The sequence below is a fragment of the Amphibacillus marinus genome, assembly GCF_900110345.1.
Taxonomy (GTDB): domain Bacteria; phylum Bacillota; class Bacilli; order Bacillales; family Amphibacillaceae; genus Amphibacillus_D; species Amphibacillus_D marinus.
This window is the reverse complement of sequence record NZ_FODJ01000011.1, coordinates 33,894-51,899: the sequence shown is the minus strand read 5'-3', so window position 1 is coordinate 51,899 and position 18,006 is coordinate 33,894. Positions and strand designations below refer to the sequence as shown.

The following is an 18,006-nucleotide window of genomic DNA, read 5'->3' as shown; positions in this document are numbered from 1 at the left end:
GATTACTCTTCCCACCAAAACACATGTAACAACGTCTAACTGACCTACCTCATGTAGGTCTGAAGGCAGCCCAGCGGAAAGTGAAGCCATTCCTTTTCGGAATGACATAGCGCGCTAACCTGATAAGAAAGTCAAAGTGGGGATTATGTAACGATTACTAAATTATTTAAAGTAATTTTTGTTTATGGGCATAAACAGCAGCCTGTGTTCGATCATGAACATCAAGCTTACGGAGAATATTACTGACATGCGTTTTAACCGTTTTAATACCGATAAATAATTGATCCGCGATCTCTTGATTGCTTGCTCCATTGGCCAGACAAATAAGCACCTCTAACTCACGCTCAGTTAGCTGATCATGTAATTGCGGCTTTTGCCCATGGAAACGACTCATTACCTTGTGGGCAACCTTTGGCTCAATGACAGTCTCACCATTAAATGCCTTCTTAATAGCAATTACAATTTCTTCAGCCGAAGCTGTTTTCAACAGATAGCTGAATGCCCCCGCCTCAAGCGCCGGAAAAACTTGCTCATCATCATAATAACTCGTTAAAATAATAATCTTGCAGTCTGGTAGTGCCTTCTTAATTAACTGGGTTGCTTCCATGCCAGTGCCATCCTCCATAATGAGATCCATCAAAACAACATCAGGCTTCTCGGCAAGTACGACCTCGGCACCTTTATGCCCACTATCTGCTTGCCCAACTACTGCAAAATCCGCTTCAGTTTCAAGGTATGAAATAACACCCTTCCTGACCACATCATGATCATCAATGACTACTATTCTTATCATCTACTTATCCTCCTGACAATGAGAAGGAACACGCAGCTCAATATACGTTCCTTCACCTATTTTCGTTCTTAATTGAAATTGGCCACCGATCTCTTCACCGCGCTCCTGCATTGTTTTTAAGCCATATGAGGTTTTTTTCTGATCAGCTTTTGTCCAGTCAAATCCTTTACCATCATCGGCTAAGCGAATAAAGACATGATCCTTCTTTTGAATCAGAAACAGCTTAACGTGCTCGGCATCTGCATGACGTAAAATATTTGAAAGTCCTTCTTGAATAATGCGAAATAAATGCTCCTCCGTATATTTAGCAAGTGAGCTCACTTGATCAATTTTTAACTCAAACTGAATATCGCATTTTGTTTTCAACTCAGCAATTAGGTTTGCGATTCCATCACTAAGCGATTGATCTGACAAATGAATCGGACGCAGATGAAGCAGTAGTGCGCGCATTTCGGCCTGAGCCTTCATCGCTGTCTCCGCCACTTCAGCCATTTGTTGGCGTGCCTTTGCTGGGTTTTTCTCGATAATCCGCACGAGCGCTTGTGACATCATTGTTAACGCAAACAATTGTTGACTAACAGAATCATGTAAGTCTCGCGCTAACCGCTGGCGTTCTTCTATTGTTGCTATCTTATGTGCCGTTTCAGCATAAGCAGCTTTTTCATCGGCTAAACGTTGCAGATACCTGACTTGATCATCAAGTTTTTTTGCCAATTCATTAAGCTCAACAGCAATGCGAGCAACCTCGCCTTCTGGTTCGTGCTGAAGCCGACTTCGGTAATTACCTCGAGATAAGTGCATGATCATAACCGATAAGTCGTCTATCTTTGATTTTAACTGACCACTTGTACGAAAACCGACTAATACTGCAATTATTGACCCAAGGAAAAAATAGCCCATTGAAAACAAAACAATATTCAGTTGGCCTAACCAATCTGGGTTATAAATCATGCTAATTACCGAGAGGATAACAAGCATTAAGATTGTTGTAAATAAAATCGTTGTTAACTGAGCTTGGATAAACGTATAGCGGATAGAATTTAGCTTGTTTAACATGATAAGGCCCTCCTTTAGATCCGATTAACTCGAATAGAGCCGGCTTTAAGCTTTAAGTCGAAGGTTAATTTTCGAATTGCTGTGTCATAACCTGTTGTTTGATAGGTTTGCGCTCGATTTAAACCACTCGTATGCTGATCAACAACGACTAAATCCCCTGCTTTAACAGCTGCAATAACACGAAAGTCAACATGATCTGGTAAGATTATTGTTATATCTCCAGCGAGCCCGTGAATGGTAATTGGGGTTTCTTTTTCGGGAATAAAGGCTTTAGTAAAATCCATCGTATGCTCGCCAATTGCATTCCAGAGATGAATGGGTTCAACCTTCCAATTTGGCTTATCATATGTGAAATCACCGATTAGTACTTTTTGTGAGCGGTGGTGAGCCTGAGTGGGATCTTCGTCTTGATTAAATTCACTATTCTCAAAATCCTGAAATGCTTCATCGCCTGATGGTCCTGTGGTAAAACTATCTGCATCATCAGAATCATAAACGAATTTGAATTTGCTTTTTCGTTTGTTCAGTCCTAATATATTTAAACCGATAAACATTAAGATTAATGGCCAAAGCTTATATAAATCCCAAAAACCAAAGGCGATTAAATCAAATTGATTTAATAGTAGTAGCCCACCAAAAACAACAAGAAATAAGGGTGTGGCAAAACCATTTACACCCTTAATTGATCCATATAACCATTTAAGGCCAATTAATATAAAAAAGCTTGGATAAATATAATGCCACCAGTCGCCAAACGACCATGTAACAGCTCCTATATTCACCAAAACAAGCATTAAACCTAACAAGATGATTGCGAGTGCAAAAATATTGCTAAAGAACCGTTGTCCCATAACTACTCAACCTTTCCGGCATATTTCTTTATTTAAATCGATAGATTTTTTTTATATAGTATTAATTATACTGATTATACCATGTTCTGTAACGACCGTAAGCATGGTTTTTTCTCCGTCTTAAGGTGGAGATGTGCTATAATGGCTGTAACAATTAAGGGGGCCAATCTATGTGGGATACACTATTTAACCAAGTCGAGGATCATTTTAATGAACTGGTAGCCGTGCGCAGACATCTGCATCAGCACCCTGAGCTTTCTTTTAAAGAATTCCAAACTACCGCATACATTGCTGATTATTATCGACAGTTACAAATCCCCTATCAGGAAAAGGTAGGCGGTAACGGCGTAGTCGCCAGACTAGTCGGTAACTATCCAGGTAAAACAATCGCCTTACGCGCTGATTTCGATGCTCTACCCATCCATGACCAAAAAGAAGTGCCCTACAAATCGTTAGTGCCTGGGGTTATGCACGCTTGTGGACATGACGGTCATACCGCTATTCTATTAATTACTGCAAAGCTACTAAAAGAAATTCAGCATCAATTAAAGGGTACAATTGTATTTATCCATCAACATGCTGAGGAGCTTACGCCAGGCGGGGCAAAATCAATGATTGCAGGTGGGGCTCTTGACGATGTTGACCTTGTATTCGGGACACATCTATGGTCAAGTGCACCAATTGGTGTTATTCAAACGGCACCGGATAGATTTATGGCTGGTGCTGATAAGTTTACTATTACTATTCAGGGCCAAGGTGGGCATGGCGCAATGCCTCACGAAACAAAGGATGCCATTGTGATTGGCTCACAGCTTGTGACTAATTTGCAGCAAATCATTAGCCGACGCCTTGATCCACTTAACACTGCTGTATTAACAATTGGTAAATTCCAAGCAGGCGATTCATTTAATATTATTGCTGATCAAGCAGTACTAGATGGTACTGTACGAACCTTTGACCCGAAATTACAAGATCAAATAATTGATGAAATGGACACCATTATTAAAGGTACTTGCGCTGCCTATGGCGCAAGCTATCAATTTGATTACCTAAAGGGGTATCCACCAGTCATTAATCATCGCCAAGAAGCTCAACGTATCCTAGAGGTTTCCAAGCAGATAAATGAGGTCGAACAAGCTAGCTTTGTCCAGCCAAGTATGACGGCTGAAGATTTTGCCTATTACTTAATCGAAAAACCAGGTGCCTTCTTTTTTACTGGCGCACAAATTGCTGGAAACTTCCAACCACACCATCATCCTAAATTTGATTTTGATGAACGCGCTATGCCAATCGCTGTTAAGGTATTCCTAAAGCTAATTCAGTCCTACCAATAAATGAAAAGAAGGATAAGAGCTAGGGTGGTTACCCCAAAAAGTTAGAGTTTTTTTATGCAGCTGATTAGCTGGATTGCGTTCGGTATTCAACTGGACTCAATCCGGCCAATTTTGCTTTTGATCGTTCATTGTTATACCAGTAGATATATTCTTCGATTCGCTCTTTTAACTCTTCATAACTTACTAATTTTTCTCCGTAATACATTTCTTGCTTTAAAATGCCAAAGAAATTCTCCGCTGGTGAGTTATCGGCACAAGTTGCTTTACGTGACATGCTTTGGCATACATCATGCGCTTGTAATGTACTCACCCATTGGTTATGCTGATAATGCCAGCCTTGATCAGAGTGGATGGTGGTACGATAAGTTGCGTGTTTCTTTATGATGCCGATCGCCTTTTTTAAAGGTTCCACCACAAGATCTAACGTTGGACGTTTTTTGATTTCAAACGTAATCACTTCTCCGTTATAAAGATCAAGGATCGGATTTAAATACAACTTTTCTTCGCTCAGACATTTGAATTCTGTTATATCAGTGACTAACTTCTGAAGAGGGATAGGTGTACTAAAGCGTCGAGATAATCGATTTTTCGCTACTTTTCCTACGTTCCCCTTATATGAATTGTATCGACGGGATTTTCGCATAAATTTCACGCATTTTAATCCTATTTCCCGCATAATACGATACACTTTTTTGTGATTAATAGAATACCCTAGTTTCTTCAATTCTTCCGTGATGCGTTTATAACCGTAGCGTTCATGAAACTTCTTAAATAGGTGTGTAATACGTGTTTTTAGCTCTGTATCTGTGTCTTCTTTCCCAAAGTTTTTTACATGATAGTGATAGGTTGCCTCAGGAATATCTACAACAACGAAGATATCTTTTAGTCGAAATCCTTCTTTTTTGAGTTCGAATGCCACTTTTGCATGTGCTTTTCGTGAAACGCATTCGGATTCTCCCGAAAAGCTCTCAACTTTTTTAGGTAGGCATTTTCCAACCTCAGCAGTTCATTCTCGCGTTCTAATTCTGCTTCACGTGTTAACTTTATCTCTTCTTTTTTCTTTGATTTTTTAGGTTTCCTAGACATAGAAGGTCTCCCCTTTGATCTTGGTTTCAGGCCTTCTATTCCTTGTTCGCGAAACACTTTCAACCAGCGTGCAATTAAGGAAGGATTGTTCAAATCAAATTGCACAGCAGTTTCCATATAAGAAGCACCTGTCTTTAACATAAATTGTACAACATCTAATTTAAATTGAACAGAATACGTCTCGTTTGTTTTTCTTCGCGCTAGTCCATTAATACCCTGCGCTCTATATGAGCTCACCCAACGGCTTAATGGGGTGGAACTGGGCATATTATATTTTTTCGCCAACAACTTATATCCAAGGTTCCCATACAAATACTCGGTGACAAGTTTCATCTTAAATTCCTCACTGTATTTAGCCATAAAAATACCCCCAAAAGTTAGATTTTCTACTCTAACTTTTGGGGGTCGGTACCTAGGCGGCTCATCCTTCTTTTTTAATTTGGTGCTATTTTATTCTTTATATATAGTCGGGTAAAGCCAAAGATAAATACGAGACCGATTATCCCCACCGCGATCACGGTAAAGACTTCGCCGCTAAGTAAAGTAAGAACGAGATAAAAGAATAACTGGACAAGTAATAGCTGCTCAACCCAAACAATTAGCGCACGCTCTCGCAGCTGCTTCGGAGCAGGGTATAAATCAAGCCATAGCGTTGTGCGGTGATGATACCATAGACCAAGCAGTTGCAACGCAGTTAGGTAGAGAAAAAGAATGGTGACAAGCATTGCCAATGTAAGATGCTGAATGTAGTAAAGTGCCAGACCACCAACCAGCATTAATCTCAGGTATATCCCTAAATAATCGCCAGCACGAGCAAAGGTTATCCGTAATAAATACGTATAGACGTTGTTCTGCCTGAATGCAATCATTTTCGTTAAGCTCATTACAAGTAAGCGACGCTTTTTCACGGTTGATTTAAATTGCGGCACGTCAGTAAAGAGACTTGCTAACCGATAAAACGCTTGTAGACGGCGATAATCCTTTTCGATTAATAAGTCCCACGGTAGCGCATGTCGGTGACTGTAGCTGTATAAGAAGATAATGAGACTGAATAAAGCCAGTGTTAACAAAGCCGCCACCATAAGTTGTCCTTGCATTAAAAAATAAAAGAGTAACAATTGCAGGATAAAGCGGGTCCATCTTTCAGCGTTACGATAATATTTATCCCTAATTCGGAGAACCCACCAGCTCGTCAAAAAATGCCAAACTTTCAAAAACACGAAGATAAAAACAATGAAAGAAAAGTTTTGGTCAGATTGACTGGCACGGAATAATGGTGCAGACATCGCAGCAACTAACGCTAACAGGTAGAGCTGTGTGAGAAAGCTATACATTAAGGTTGCATTAAAATAGCCTTGAAGTTTCCGCTCTGCCGGCAACAAAAACACGAGATCCGCTTCCTTTAATAAATTCTGAATTGGATTATAGAGCGATACACCAGCAAATACCAAGCTAATCAGCCAAATTGCCGGAAAATCTGGTGACATATTAGCTAAAAATTGCTGATAGTAAATGGCCCCAACGGCAATTAAGAAGGTGCAGGCTATGGCAATATGCCCATTAAAAATATACTGTAGGTAGCGAACAGATTCCTTTAAATGAGCACTTATTCGATTAGTAAATAGCGCTTTACTATTAATCATTGCCTTAGCCTTCCTTTGTTAATTGAATATAAAGGTCATCAAGCGTCGCAGTAGGCATTGAGAAATGAGCTCTTAATTGCTCAATGGTCCCGCTCGCTTGTAATTTACCTTCATGGAGGATTAAAAAGCGATCACAATAACGTTCAGCTGTTGCCAAGATATGAGTCGACATTAAGATACCAGAGCCGTTCTCCTTTTGTGCCACCATTAAATCTAGAAAAGCCTGAATACCTAATGGATCAAGCCCAACAAACGGTTCATCGACAATATACAAGCTTGGCTCCACTAGAAAAGCACACATAATCATGACCTTTTGCTTCATCCCTTTAGAAAAGTGGATTGGAAACCATTTTAACTGTTTTTCTAATCTAAAAGCTTTTAGTAATGGAGGCAGCCTTTTCTCAAAAATTGCTTCATCTAATTGATAGGCCATCGCAGTAAGCTTTAAATGCTCATATAATGTCAATTCCTCGTACAATAACGGCATTTCAGGAATATACGCAAATTGCTGACGGTATTGCTCTGGAGCATCAGTATAGCTATGTCCATTTAATTGAACCTGACCTGTTCTAGGTTCCATTAGCCCAATAATATGTTTAATTGTTGTACTCTTGCCAGCACCATTAAGCCCGATTAGACCAACGATTTCACCCTCTTTAATATGAAATGTGAGATCATCAATGACGTTCTTATGGGTATACCCCCCCGATAAACCTTCTATATGTAATAACTGTGCCATATTTAGCTTCCTCCGTTATCATTAGTCAATCAATATTAGTCTTATCCTTACTTCCTAATCAAATTTTACCATCTTTTAGTATGAATGCAAATAAAATAGGGCGCAAGTAAATAGACTTTATTAAATATTAAGGAGCATCGCTTCTGTGCTGCATCTTTCAAAGACCTTAGCATATGTTTCTGCGACAAAAGTTAAGTAAATACCGAAATTAAATGGTAAAATAAAATAATACTAATATAAGGAGTGAATCGTAATGTCTTCTAGTACTGATTGTATATTTTGCAAAATTATTCAAGGTGATATTCCGTCGGCACAAGTGTACGAGGATGAGCATGTCTATGCATTCCTTGACATTAGTCAAGTTACCAAAGGACACACTTTAATTATTCCTAAACAGCATGTAACCAACATTTACAATACCGATGCGGAAATCGCGAGCCAACTCTTTGCCAGAGTACCAACAATCGCTAACGCGATTAAAAAAGCATTTAAACCAGCAGGGTTAAATATTCTAAGTAATACTGATGCCTTTGCTGGTCAATCTGTATTCCACTTACATATTCATCTTCTACCACGCTATGATAAAAATGATGGCTTTGGTACGAAGTGGATGACCAATAGTGATGCCTATAACCAAGCTGATTTAGCACGCATTTCAAAGGCAATTGCCGATCAGATTTAGTGTTTACAATTGCACAGAATATGTTACACTAATTAATACCATTCGCATTTAGCATTGAAGCATAAATGGGATGGCACAGTTGAGATTAGTTGAGTAGAGGAGAGATTAGATGAAGACAAAAGAATTAGTGTTGCTTGCTTTATTTATGGGAATTGGTGCGGTACTGCATATCATTTCTCCACCGTTTCTATTCGGAATGAAACCTGATATTATGTTACCGATGATGTTTCTAGGCATTCTATTGTTTCCGAAGATTAATTACGTCCTTGTTTTAAGCATTGCAACGGGAGTTATATCTGCGTTAACAACATCAGCACCTGGTGGGCAAATATCCAATCTTGTCGAAAAGCCAATTACCGCGTTCGTATTCTTTGCGTTATTGCTAATGCTACCAAAAAAACGAAATCAAAAAGTGGTTGCACCATTGCTTACAGGGATTGGTACACTTATAAGTGGCGCAGTATTTTTGACTATGGCCCTTTTCGTTCTTGGACAAATGCCAGGCACCTTCACAAGTTTATTTGTTGCTGTTGTCCTCCCAGCCACTTTATTTAATAGTATTTTTACAATCATCTTATACCCAATCATTCAAAATATATTACAACGAACTAAATTCACATATGCATAGCAAACAAACTGAAAAACAAGCTGGAACATAACTAAATATTAAAACTGAGCATCCGAACATTCTGACTAAGCTTAGGTAAAATACGTTGCCGCCAATGGGAATAACACGAGTTGAGGTTGGGCTAAACCCGCCATGCCCTGGAATTGGGATTACTCATCCCACCGAAGTGATTTGCAATTACTTATCCAACCAAATACACTTGTGCTGACATCCAACTGACTTACATCCTGTGAGCCTGAAGCTGTCACGTTCATGCCCTTGAGTGAAAGCAAAGTGTTTTACCGAAACATTATCTGCTTTCTGATATACTGTTCGGATTTTCCTTATTTAATTATGCATTTGTCCTAGCTCCTTTTTACTTTGTGGAAGGTGGAATAGAGAAAAAGGTTTTGAACACACTAATTAGTATCGAGAATTTTGACTTTTTTTGCTGTTTAGGTTTGACCTTCTTCATTAAAGAGAAGATAATAGAATAGAGGAGAAAGGAGTGTCAGCGATGGCTAACAGTAAATCATTACTACTTGGATTACTTGCAGGAGGGGTTGTTAGTGCAACCGCTACCCTACTAAGTGCTCCTAAGTCTGGTAAAGAAACAAGGCAAGATCTTAAAGACCATGTATTAGAGATTAAAGGTGCCTTAGAAAAGGTAAAAGTGAATAGCAAAGTGTTATCAGAACAAATTGTTCAAACATCAAAGGAAGGTGCTCTGTTAATTAAAGAGCTCTCTAAGGATGTTAAAGACTCTATTGAGAGCTGGAAATCAACAATAGAGCCTCATCAAAAGAACATCCAGCTCTACCTCACTCAAATTGAGGAGAGATTAAAAGAACTAGAAGAGCAATCTCAAGCTACTAGCTAAAAAGTGATGACAAAGAAAACGACGTTAGTGATAATAGTTATTCACTAACGTCGTTTTCTTTGTCTTTTTACAATAATTGTAATTATTTCATATTTCGATTCTTCTGCAAATAGCGTTGGTTAAGCAAATGTTTTTTTGCTTCCGCCCAATATTGGGAGATTATCTTACCAATGCTATTTGATATACAACCCTTATTTCATAATCTAAAAGAAAGGAGAAGCAGTAATTCCTCCCTAATCGAGGCTGCTTCTCCAATTAATTGTCTTATTCAATTCCAGCTGTCCACTCATCAACCTTGTCTTGATTAGCTTCAATCCAATTAGCAGCAGCTTCTTCTGGCGTTGCACCTTCAGATATTTCTAACATAACTTCCTCCATATCTGACGCTTCCCAGTAAAACTGATCCAAAATCTGATATGCCGCTGGACTATCTTCTTCAAACCCTTGACGAACCATCGTCTCGATTGTTTCTGCTCCGCCGAATACCTCTTCTGGATCCTCAAGATATTTTAAATCGTAATCAGCAAATTTCCAGTGTGGTGTCCAACCAGTAACAACGATTGGCTCTTCATTATTAATTGCTTCACCTAAGGCAACAGCCATAGCCCCACTTGATGAAGTATCAACAGTCCAACCATCAAGTCCGTAAACATCAACAGCATTTTCAGCAGCTTGGACAACACCTGCACCAGCTTCAACACCTGTGATCGCTGTTAAACCATCATAATCGGCTAGGTCTGCAATTGTTGTTACATCCATATATTCAGGAACAACTAAGCCAATTTTAGCACCTTCAAGATTGGTACCTAATTGAACAAGGTCAGCTTCATAGCGCTCAAATAAATCACCATGTGTCCCAGGTAGCCATGCAGCAACCATTGCATCAGCATCACCACTTGCTACCGCTTCCCACATAATTGCATTGTCAATTGGCGTATACTCAACGTTATAACCTTGGTTTTCTAATACCTGACCAATAACATTGGTTGAGGCAACCTCTGAATCCCACTCAACATATACTAGCGTGATATTTTCATCACCTAAATCACCAGCAGTTTCTTCGCCACCATTGTCATCTCCACTATCCGCACAAGCAATTAATGTGATTGAAAGCACGAACAATAAAGCGACATGTTTCCATGAAAATTTTAACATTAAAACGTCTCCCCTTTTTTTGTTTTTTAGAAAAATCTATGGTAAATCCTTCATTATGAAAGATTGCCAAGCTTATTTTTTATAAATATTCTGTGTGAAGCGATCCATAATAATGGCTAGAATAACAATTGACAGACCTGCCACAAACCCTGGACCTGCTTGGGCACGCTGAAGTGCTGACAGCACTGGACGGCCAAGACCTGGAGCACCAATCATTGATGCAATAACAACCATCGATAATGACAGCATAACCGTTTGGTTAATCCCGGCCATAATCGTTTTCTTAGCCATTGGTAATTCAACTTTAAATAGGCGCTGAGACCCGGTACTACCAAACGCTTCAGCTGCTTCTACTAATTCCGTAGACACCTGTCTAATACCTAAGTTGGTAAACCGAACCGTTGGTGGTGTGGCAAAGATTAAAGAAGCAAATACACCTGGTACCATCCCAATACTAAAGAAGGCTACGGCAGGGATCAGGTAAACAAAGGCAGGCATCGTCTGCATAAAGTCCAGAATCGGTAAAATAATAGCCTCTGCTGTTTTGCTCTTTGACATTAAGATTCCTACCGGAACGCCAATAATTATTGATAACAAACTTGCGATAATAACAAGGGTAAAAGTAGACATTAACTGGTCCCAAAGCCCTTGATTATCAATTAATATTAATCCGACCACCGAAAATGCAGCCAAACCGATTCGCTTACCTGTAATAAAGAATGCACAAACTGCAACAAGAATTACAATTACGAAAGGCGGAATAGCTGACAGCTGTGAGGCTGTCCATGACATAAAATCGCCAAACTGGTTTCGAATTGGATTAAAAACAAATGAAAATGTACTAGTAATAAAATTTGTTGCTGCATCGACCCAATCTGCAAGGGGAATTTGGGGAATAAAATCAAACATTATTGAGCACCTCACTCTCACCAGCTAAAGCAGCTAGCACCGAACCTCTGATAATAATTCCAACAAGTTTACCGTTATCGACAACCGGAATTGGAACCGGCGAGTCATAGATAAGCTCAAAGATTTCTTGCATCGGCTTATCACGTTCTACTGTTGGCACATTCGTTTTTAATATTTCTTTCAAATCTCTAATTTCTTTTTTACGCGCGGCCGATGCATCATCTGCTGTCACGTATCCTTTTAAATTTCGTTTACTATCGGTTACATAAATACTAGAAATACCTTCTTCAGCCATCCGTTCAAGCGCTACGCGTGGACCGTGCTTTTCAATATTAATCGTTTCTGGTCTTTTCATAATATTCTCTGCCGTTAATACTTTTGAACGATCTACATCCTCAACAAATCGCTCAACATAATCATTTGCTGGATTGACTAATATTTCTTCAGGTGTTCCAATTTGAACAATTGAACCATCCTTCATCAAGGCAATTCGATCGCCAATTCGAAGTGCTTCATCTAAATCATGCGTAATAAAGATAATTGTCTTCTGCATCGATTGCTGAAGCTCAAGTAATTCATCCTGCATATCCTTTCGAATAAGTGGATCAAGTGCAGAGAAGGCTTCATCCATTAATAACACTTCTGGATCATTTGCTAGTGCCCTAGCTAAGCCAACACGTTGTTGCATTCCACCCGATAATTGCTCAGGATATTGGTTAACATAGTTCCCAAGTCCGACTAAGTCTAAGGCTTTCTTTGCTTTCTCTTCTCGCTCTTGTTTTGGCATTCCTTGAACTTCTAAACCATATTCCGCATTCTCTAATATGGTTCTGAATGGGAATAGACCAAACTTCTGAAATACCATACTTAGCTTTTCACGTCGTACACGTCGAAGATCATCCTTATTCATCGTTGCAAGATTTTCTCCATCAATTGTGACGCTTCCTTCAGTCGGTTCAATTAATCGGTTAATTAAACGAATGAGTGTCGACTTACCACTTCCTGATAACCCCATAATGACAAAGATCTCACCCGCTTCAACTTCAAACGAAGCACGATTAACCCCAACCGTATCCCCAGTTTCTTTTAATATTTCATCCTTCTTTTTACCTTCATCTAAAAGCTTTAAAGATTGCTTTATATTCTTACCGAATACTTTTGATAAATCTTTAACTGCTATGACTGGCATATCGTTCACCTCTCTTATTTCAATTGCATGCAACTCGTTACATTTACCCATATCCGTAAATTGCTAAACATTTTGACTTAAATAATGCTTGCTTAATTGCATGTAAAATTGCACGAATTCAGCTACTTTAATACTATACCCCTTTTATAAACAATGATTCAAACAGCAAATTCGTTTAATTTCGTACGTATTTTACGTACAGTTTAAACTGTACAAACTATATGTATTTTTTTCTTAAAAATACGCCGTTTTCCTTCATTATGCTAGCAACATAGCCATTTCCAATTTCAGATAAAATTGTGTAAGCTGTCTTTATATGAGGGAGAGAACATAACATAGCCTTGGCTTGTGATATGCAGTTTAGTCAGGCTAACATACCCATACAGTAATTTTTCGAAATTTGAAAGGAGCGACGAACTGCAATGGATATAGATCAGAATATTATTGCTAATTTAATTAATACGTTTTCTCAAACATTAGAAATGTTTGATCTTTCTTCTGCCGATGCTCGCTTGTTTACCATTCTATATTTAAATCACCAACCGATGACATTAGATGAAATGAGTCAAACAACTGGAAAAAGTAAAACAACTGTAAATACAGGAATTCGAAACTTGTCCGACCTAAATCTCGTTAAGCAAGTTTGGAAAAAAGGTGTCAGAAAGGATCTCTACACAACGGATCATGCTTTGTACCAATGCTTTATGTCCACCTATATTAATAAATGGCTAGGCCATACTGTCAATCAAGAAGAAAGTTTAGCTAAAATTAAAGCACAACTTGCTTCCCAATATAAAGACGAACTTATTGTAAATAAACTAAATGAAATGATTGCTTTCCATACCTCACTTAAGAATTCTTTTGCTCAAATGAAGCCTACCACTTAACTAACTATTTTATTAAAAACCTAGAAACTATAAGAACTCATCCTTAAGACGCAGTCTTAAGGATGAGTTCTTCATGATAGTACCTCAGCTAATTTTAGTTCAATTGTTCTTTGCTAATCTTTTAGCAAGCAAACCTTCTTTAAAGTGACGTTCTTCTATTTTAGTTATCTGGAGCTTGACATCTTTTTTTGGGGGTACAAGTGATGTTGATGCGTTAACCTGGGCACGAATTTCCTCGCTCACATTAACGCATACTGCTGATGTGTTAACCTGGGCTCGAGTTCTAGCACTCACGTTAACGCATACTGCTGCTGCGTTAACCTGGACACGAATTTCCTCACTCACATTAACGCATACTGCTGCTGCGTTAACCTGGGCTCGAGTTCTACCACTCACGTTAATGCAAACTGCTGATGCATTAACCTGGGCACAATTTCTACCACTCGCATTAACGTAAACTGCTGATGTGTTAACCTGGTCACGGTTTCTAACGCTCACATTAACGCAAACTACTGGAGCGTTTTCCAAAATGACTATAACATCAGTTAGTTATCAAAAAAATTTTCGCTAAAAAAACACCGCTACCTCCTTAGTAAAGAGGTGCGATGTACTTGCCCTAACTTAATATTAGCTACAATTAAACTATTTTTGTATTAACAAACCCAAGCTGCCCCGACAACGATGAGTAGAATAAATAACACAACAATCAAGGCAAAGCCGCCAAAGTTCTCTTGGTAACCCATACAACTCACCTCCTCCGTCACAATGTCTACCCACCATTTTATGCACATAAAAATATTTGGGGATGGGCAATTTTTAAGAAATTAGTAAAATCAGAGGAAATTTTGATAGTAGATCTTTTTTTATCTTAAAACTATGGTATATTAGCATTTGAGAGTAAAAAAATAGACAAAAATGCGTCTGAATGAATTAGGAGTGTTTACAGATGAAAAAATTAGCATTAGTTGCAGCAATTTCAGCAAGTGTCCTGGGACTTGCCGCATGTACATCAGATGATTCAGAAACAGTAGTTGAAACGGATCATGGCAATATTAGCAAGGAAGAATTCTATGACCAATTAAAGTCAACCAGTGGTGAAGCAGTACTACAAACGATTGTGCTAGAAAAAATTCTTACCGATAAATATGAGGTTGACGAAAGCATTGTTGAGGCACAAGTTGATGAAATTCGTGATCAATATGGTGAATCATTTGAAATGTTCATTCAATCACAGGGAATTGCGGATGAAGAAACACTTAAGGATCGTATTCGGTTGGGACTACTTCAAACCCAAGCACTAGGCGACGGTATTGAAGTTACAGATGAAGAAATTGAGCAATATTATGAGCGCCAGCTAAAAGAAATTGAAGCAAGTCACATTTTAGTCGAGGATGAAGAATTAGCAAATGATCTTTATAGCCAGCTTTTAGATGGTGCAGATTTTGCTGAACTTGCAGAAGAGCATTCAACCGACCCTGGTTCTGCTGTAGAGGGTGGCGAACTTGGTTATTTTTCTACTGGTAGTATGGTAGCTGCTTTTGAGGACAAGGCTTTCAGTTTGGAAATTGATGAGATTGGTGAGCCTGTACAATCTGATTTTGGTTGGCATATTATCAAAGTAACGGATATCCGTGATACTGAAATGGAAGTTGACTCGCTAGAAGACAGTCGTGACGCTATTCGTTCTGAAATTTTAGAGCAAAAAGTTAACGAACAAAGTCAAGAAGAGACAATGGAAAAATTTAATCGCTTAATTGATGAAGCAAACATTAAGGTTAATATTGACGAATTTAAGGATCTTTTTGAGATTATGGATTCAGAAGACATCGAAGATATTGAATAAATCACAAGCAGGTTGATGCTCATCAGCCTGCTTTTTTATATACCACTATCATCAATTGAGAAACCACTGAATAAGGCTGGTTTTTAATCGCTATTAAAGTAGGAAATTACGATTCAGCACAACTTTGCGTTTTCTCTTTCCTGACATAGAGTGTTGCTTTCCGTTTCAGGTGGTGAGAGGTTTTTGCATGACTAGGTAAAAGAAAAAAAGAACTGACTCCGCAAAATGAAGACGACTATTTTCACACAACGAGATCAATTGCTTTCTCCATTTGCTTTATCCTGCGATCGTGCCCACGTTTAGCATGATGCCGAATATAACATGTTACCGATCCGTTAGCTTACTAGACGTTCTGCTAGATTACCAATTGTCAACAAAGCTTTTTAGTTAGTTTAAGTCCTACTTTGTAAATCTTGCAATATAGTTTAAGATAGGAAGTAAGAATTTAAATCGAGGAGTGAGGCTATTATGAGTAATGATCTAAGTTATTTCTATGAATTAATCCCTTTACATATTAGATTAACTGATGAAGAAAGACAAACTATCCTAACACAATTCCCCAGCCCTAAGCTTCCTGAAGGGAACACCCTTTTCACACTAGACAACGAAGAAGCTGGTAGTAAGATTAGCCAACGACTATTGGTTAATGACTTTGAAGTAAGGCTAACGCGGACGCAAAAGCAGTTTTTGAAATTATCGTTTAGTAATAATAGCGGAATGATAGACGGTAAAATGTGGGATAATAATGGGGCGCTAGAGAAAAACATTCCTTTACTTGAAAGCAATGCCATTTTCGATGTTGAAGGTGTGATTGATTCATATAATGGTAATAAATCTATCGTTGTTAATCAGTTAATTCCCGTAAAAGATCAACTTGAGCCTTTCTCATTACTTCCCTACACAGATGAGAGTTTTGCTGATTTAACCATAGAGCTTATCTCATATTTAAATGAGCTAGATGAGCCTTTTCGTAAACTAGCAAAAGAAACTGTGCACTATTTCTGGGATGACTTTCGACTAGTCCCAGCTGCTAAAGGCTACCACCATAACTATTTAGGAGGACTTCTGAAGCATACGGTTGGGTTAATGCGTTTTGCTCGATACATTCTTTCATTTGAAAAAGGTCATATCGAAGCATTACTAACGTTAGTTCAAAAAGTTGAAAAAATGTATAAAGCAGAGCTATACACTCAATATCGTCAAGGTCAAGATAGCAAAAAACGAATGATTTGGAATGAAACCATTGATCATCTATATAAAATGATCCAAGGCGCCATGACTTATTCCGATCAAAATCCTAATTATAATTTACTCATCGTTGCAATTCTTTATCATGATATTGGAAAGATACTTGAGTATGACCATGCAGGAAAATCGTTTAAAGCATTTAATTTTCTTTATCCGACAGCAAACAAAGACGCTTTGCTAACGCGAAACCAAGCAGGAATAGGCATGGACCCGCTCGGTGTTCTTGTTGGGCATATTCCTTATGGTGTCATCCTATTGACTAAACTAATTGAGCAGTTTGACATTTCACTATCAATTGAGGACATTCATCAGCTAAATCACTGCATACTGTGTCATCACGGTTTACCTGAATGGGGATCTGCAGTCCGACACCCACAAACTCTAGAAGGTTATTTAATTCATATTGTCGACTACCTTGATAGTCGTTATGAAAATGCTGATAAATAGTAAGGGTAAGGCGTTAGTTGACTTACTAACGCCTTATCCTCTTTGATTGCTAAATTCGCTTACTCCTCTTTTGGTACGTAATTAAAGATCTCCCCTGATTCAACAACTTGGATAAAACGCATGAGCCAGCTGTAGTAATTTTGTGCATAGTGAAGGCGTTCAATATCATATTGGATTTTCTCTTTCAACACTTGGTCGTTCGTTACTTGAAAGAGTTTCTCCAGCTCAACTATAGCTTCTTTTGCCTCCTCACTATTTTTTTCGGTGTGATGACGCCAACGATTACCAAATAATGAGCTAAAGCTTTTATACCAATCCTCTTGTGCTTGATAGAGGTCTTTTCTAACCCCTTTTTTAAAGGCTGGTTCAACCATCCTCATTTCAGCTAATGCTCTTACACCTGTTGACATGCTTGTTTTACTCATCTCAAGCGCATCGCGCATGTCGTCTAAAGTCATTGGCTCATTGTTAAAGTATAGCTTTCCATACAAACGGCCCACAGACGGCGTGATACCATATAAATTCATATTTTTTGCAATTACTTGAACAAATTTATCGATTGTTTCTTCATAATGTTGCCACTCTGTTGATTGGTGCTTCATGCTAGCCAAGAATACAATCCCCCATCCTAAGAAGATTTCTAGTTGATCACATCTT

20 protein-coding genes are annotated in these 18,006 nt (G+C 38.5%); 8 read left to right on the top strand and 12 right to left on the bottom strand.

Features of this window, described 5'->3' with window-relative positions:
• Window positions 1–166 precede the first annotated feature (166 nt).
• From BM000_RS13395 to liaF, 3 genes are read right to left on the bottom strand one after another with little or no spacing between them, the layout of a single operon-like run.
• Complete coding sequence (locus tag BM000_RS13395; protein WP_091499427.1) at window positions 167–793, bottom strand: response regulator; 627 nt, start codon at window positions 791–793, stop codon at window positions 167–169.
• Complete coding sequence (locus BM000_RS13390) at window positions 794–1,849, bottom strand: sensor histidine kinase (protein WP_091499426.1); 1,056 nt, start codon at window positions 1,847–1,849, stop codon at window positions 794–796.
• 14 nt (window positions 1,850–1,863) lie between these two features.
• Complete coding sequence (gene liaF / locus BM000_RS13385) at window positions 1,864–2,700, bottom strand: cell wall-active antibiotics response protein LiaF (protein ID WP_091499425.1); 837 nt, start codon at window positions 2,698–2,700, stop codon at window positions 1,864–1,866.
• A 170-nt stretch (window positions 2,701–2,870) separates the two neighbouring features.
• Between liaF and BM000_RS13380 the strand changes: the two genes are divergently transcribed.
• On the top strand, window positions 2,871–4,034 hold the full coding sequence (locus BM000_RS13380) for a M20 metallopeptidase family protein (RefSeq protein WP_091499423.1): 1,164 nt from the start codon (window positions 2,871–2,873) through the stop codon (window positions 4,032–4,034).
• Window positions 4,035–4,098: 64 nt separating this feature from the next.
• Here the strand turns inward: BM000_RS13380 and BM000_RS13375 are convergent, their stop codons facing one another.
• The 4 genes from BM000_RS13375 to BM000_RS13360 form a co-directional block, all read right to left on the bottom strand.
• Window positions 4,099–4,953 (bottom strand): IS3 family transposase, encoded by an 855-nt coding sequence (locus tag BM000_RS13375; RefSeq protein WP_091499422.1) that lies wholly within the window; start codon window positions 4,951–4,953, stop codon window positions 4,099–4,101.
• Window positions 4,917–5,480, bottom strand: coding sequence for a helix-turn-helix domain-containing protein (locus BM000_RS13370; protein WP_091499420.1), 564 nt, complete (start codon window positions 5,478–5,480; stop codon window positions 4,917–4,919). The genes BM000_RS13375 and BM000_RS13370 overlap by 37 nt, the downstream gene beginning before the upstream one ends.
• 74 nt (window positions 5,481–5,554) lie before the next feature.
• On the bottom strand, window positions 5,555–6,763 hold the full coding sequence (locus BM000_RS13365; protein ID WP_091499419.1) for an ABC transporter permease: 1,209 nt from the start codon (window positions 6,761–6,763) through the stop codon (window positions 5,555–5,557).
• Between the two features lie 4 nt (window positions 6,764–6,767).
• Window positions 6,768–7,502: an ABC transporter ATP-binding protein gene (locus tag BM000_RS13360; RefSeq protein WP_091499417.1), complete on the bottom strand. Its 735-nt coding sequence runs from the start codon at window positions 7,500–7,502 to the stop codon at window positions 6,768–6,770.
• A 253-nt stretch (window positions 7,503–7,755) separates the two neighbouring features.
• Between BM000_RS13360 and BM000_RS13355 the strand changes: the two genes are divergently transcribed.
• The 3 genes from BM000_RS13355 to BM000_RS13345 all read left to right on the top strand — a co-directional run bounded on the left by BM000_RS13355 (window position 7,756) and on the right by BM000_RS13345 (window position 9,671).
• Window positions 7,756–8,184, top strand: a complete 429-nt coding sequence (locus BM000_RS13355) for an HIT family protein (RefSeq protein WP_091499416.1) — start codon at window positions 7,756–7,758, stop codon at window positions 8,182–8,184.
• Window positions 8,185–8,293: 109 nt separating this feature from the next.
• Window positions 8,294–8,812, top strand: a complete 519-nt coding sequence (locus tag BM000_RS13350) for a tryptophan transporter (protein WP_091499414.1) — start codon at window positions 8,294–8,296, stop codon at window positions 8,810–8,812.
• Window positions 8,813–9,308: 496 nt separating this feature from the next.
• Window positions 9,309–9,671, top strand: a complete 363-nt coding sequence (locus BM000_RS13345) for a YtxH domain-containing protein (RefSeq protein ID WP_091499412.1) — start codon at window positions 9,309–9,311, stop codon at window positions 9,669–9,671.
• 264 nt (window positions 9,672–9,935) lie between these two features.
• Here BM000_RS13345 and BM000_RS13340 read toward each other — a convergent pair whose 3' ends face one another.
• The 3 genes from BM000_RS13340 to BM000_RS13330 all read right to left on the bottom strand — a co-directional run bounded on the left by BM000_RS13340 (window position 9,936) and on the right by BM000_RS13330 (window position 12,924).
• A complete protein-coding gene (locus tag BM000_RS13340) occupies window positions 9,936–10,826 on the bottom strand; it encodes a glycine betaine ABC transporter substrate-binding protein (RefSeq protein ID WP_091499409.1) in 891 nt (296 codons plus the stop codon).
• 72 nt (window positions 10,827–10,898) lie between these two features.
• Complete coding sequence (locus tag BM000_RS13335) at window positions 10,899–11,735, bottom strand: ABC transporter permease (protein ID WP_091499406.1); 837 nt, start codon at window positions 11,733–11,735, stop codon at window positions 10,899–10,901.
• Complete coding sequence (locus BM000_RS13330; protein ID WP_091499403.1) at window positions 11,728–12,924, bottom strand: quaternary amine ABC transporter ATP-binding protein; 1,197 nt, start codon at window positions 12,922–12,924, stop codon at window positions 11,728–11,730. The genes BM000_RS13335 and BM000_RS13330 overlap by 8 nt, the downstream gene beginning before the upstream one ends.
• Before the next feature lie 422 nt (window positions 12,925–13,346).
• Between BM000_RS13330 and BM000_RS13325 the strand changes: the two genes are divergently transcribed.
• Together BM000_RS13325 and BM000_RS13320 are read left to right on the top strand one after the other, a co-directional pair.
• On the top strand, window positions 13,347–13,811 hold the full coding sequence (locus tag BM000_RS13325; RefSeq protein WP_091499401.1) for a GbsR/MarR family transcriptional regulator: 465 nt from the start codon (window positions 13,347–13,349) through the stop codon (window positions 13,809–13,811).
• Window positions 13,812–13,986: 175 nt separating this feature from the next.
• Window positions 13,987–14,268: a hypothetical protein gene (locus tag BM000_RS13320; RefSeq protein ID WP_091499398.1), complete on the top strand. Its 282-nt coding sequence runs from the start codon at window positions 13,987–13,989 to the stop codon at window positions 14,266–14,268.
• A gap of 196 nt (window positions 14,269–14,464) precedes the next feature.
• Here BM000_RS13320 and BM000_RS13315 read toward each other — a convergent pair whose 3' ends face one another.
• Entirely contained in the window at window positions 14,465–14,554 is a 90-nt protein-coding gene (locus BM000_RS13315; RefSeq protein ID WP_143063944.1) for a YjcZ family sporulation protein, read from the bottom strand.
• A 203-nt stretch (window positions 14,555–14,757) separates the two neighbouring features.
• Here BM000_RS13315 and BM000_RS13310 point away from each other — a divergent pair, with 203 nt between their 5' ends.
• A complete protein-coding gene (locus tag BM000_RS13310; RefSeq protein WP_091499393.1) occupies window positions 14,758–15,654 on the top strand; it encodes a peptidylprolyl isomerase in 897 nt (298 codons plus the stop codon).
• 468 nt (window positions 15,655–16,122) lie between these two features.
• A complete protein-coding gene (locus BM000_RS13305) occupies window positions 16,123–17,349 on the top strand; it encodes an HD domain-containing protein (RefSeq protein WP_091499390.1) in 1,227 nt (408 codons plus the stop codon).
• A gap of 59 nt (window positions 17,350–17,408) precedes the next feature.
• Here the strand turns inward: BM000_RS13305 and BM000_RS13300 are convergent, their stop codons facing one another.
• Window positions 17,409–17,951 carry a GbsR/MarR family transcriptional regulator gene (locus BM000_RS13300; RefSeq protein ID WP_091499562.1) on the bottom strand — a complete coding sequence of 181 codons (543 nt, stop codon included), beginning with the start codon at window positions 17,949–17,951 and terminating at the stop codon, window positions 17,409–17,411.
• Between the last annotated feature and the right edge of the window lie 55 nt (window positions 17,952–18,006).

Excerpts from the sequence above, each read along its gene's own strand:
- BM000_RS13395 (WP_091499427.1), bottom strand. The coding sequence starts at position 793 with ATGATAAGAATAGTAGTCATTGATGATCATGATGTGGTCAGGAAGGGT.
- BM000_RS13390 (WP_091499426.1), bottom strand. The coding sequence starts at position 1,849 with ATGTTAAACAAGCTAAATTCTATCCGCTATACGTTTATCCAAGCTCAG.
- liaF (WP_091499425.1), bottom strand. The coding sequence starts at position 2,700 with ATGGGACAACGGTTCTTTAGCAATATTTTTGCACTCGCAATCATCTTG.
- BM000_RS13380 (WP_091499423.1), top strand. The coding sequence starts at position 2,871 with ATGTGGGATACACTATTTAACCAAGTCGAGGATCATTTTAATGAACTG.
- BM000_RS13370 (WP_091499420.1), bottom strand. The coding sequence starts at position 5,480 with ATGGCTAAATACAGTGAGGAATTTAAGATGAAACTTGTCACCGAGTAT.
- BM000_RS13365 (WP_091499419.1), bottom strand. The coding sequence starts at position 6,763 with ATGATTAATAGTAAAGCGCTATTTACTAATCGAATAAGTGCTCATTTA.
- BM000_RS13360 (WP_091499417.1), bottom strand. The coding sequence starts at position 7,502 with ATGGCACAGTTATTACATATAGAAGGTTTATCGGGGGGGTATACCCAT.
- BM000_RS13355 (WP_091499416.1), top strand. The coding sequence starts at position 7,756 with ATGTCTTCTAGTACTGATTGTATATTTTGCAAAATTATTCAAGGTGAT.
- BM000_RS13350 (WP_091499414.1), top strand. The coding sequence starts at position 8,294 with ATGAAGACAAAAGAATTAGTGTTGCTTGCTTTATTTATGGGAATTGGT.
- BM000_RS13345 (WP_091499412.1), top strand. The coding sequence starts at position 9,309 with ATGGCTAACAGTAAATCATTACTACTTGGATTACTTGCAGGAGGGGTT.
- BM000_RS13340 (WP_091499409.1), bottom strand. The coding sequence starts at position 10,826 with ATGTTAAAATTTTCATGGAAACATGTCGCTTTATTGTTCGTGCTTTCA.
- BM000_RS13335 (WP_091499406.1), bottom strand. The coding sequence starts at position 11,735 with ATGTTTGATTTTATTCCCCAAATTCCCCTTGCAGATTGGGTCGATGCA.
- BM000_RS13330 (WP_091499403.1), bottom strand. The coding sequence starts at position 12,924 with ATGCCAGTCATAGCAGTTAAAGATTTATCAAAAGTATTCGGTAAGAAT.
- BM000_RS13325 (WP_091499401.1), top strand. The coding sequence starts at position 13,347 with ATGGATATAGATCAGAATATTATTGCTAATTTAATTAATACGTTTTCT.
- BM000_RS13315 (WP_143063944.1), bottom strand. The coding sequence starts at position 14,554 with ATGGGTTACCAAGAGAACTTTGGCGGCTTTGCCTTGATTGTTGTGTTA.
- BM000_RS13310 (WP_091499393.1), top strand. The coding sequence starts at position 14,758 with ATGAAAAAATTAGCATTAGTTGCAGCAATTTCAGCAAGTGTCCTGGGA.
- BM000_RS13305 (WP_091499390.1), top strand. The coding sequence starts at position 16,123 with ATGAGTAATGATCTAAGTTATTTCTATGAATTAATCCCTTTACATATT.
- BM000_RS13300 (WP_091499562.1), bottom strand. The coding sequence starts at position 17,951 with ATGAAGCACCAATCAACAGAGTGGCAACATTATGAAGAAACAATCGAT.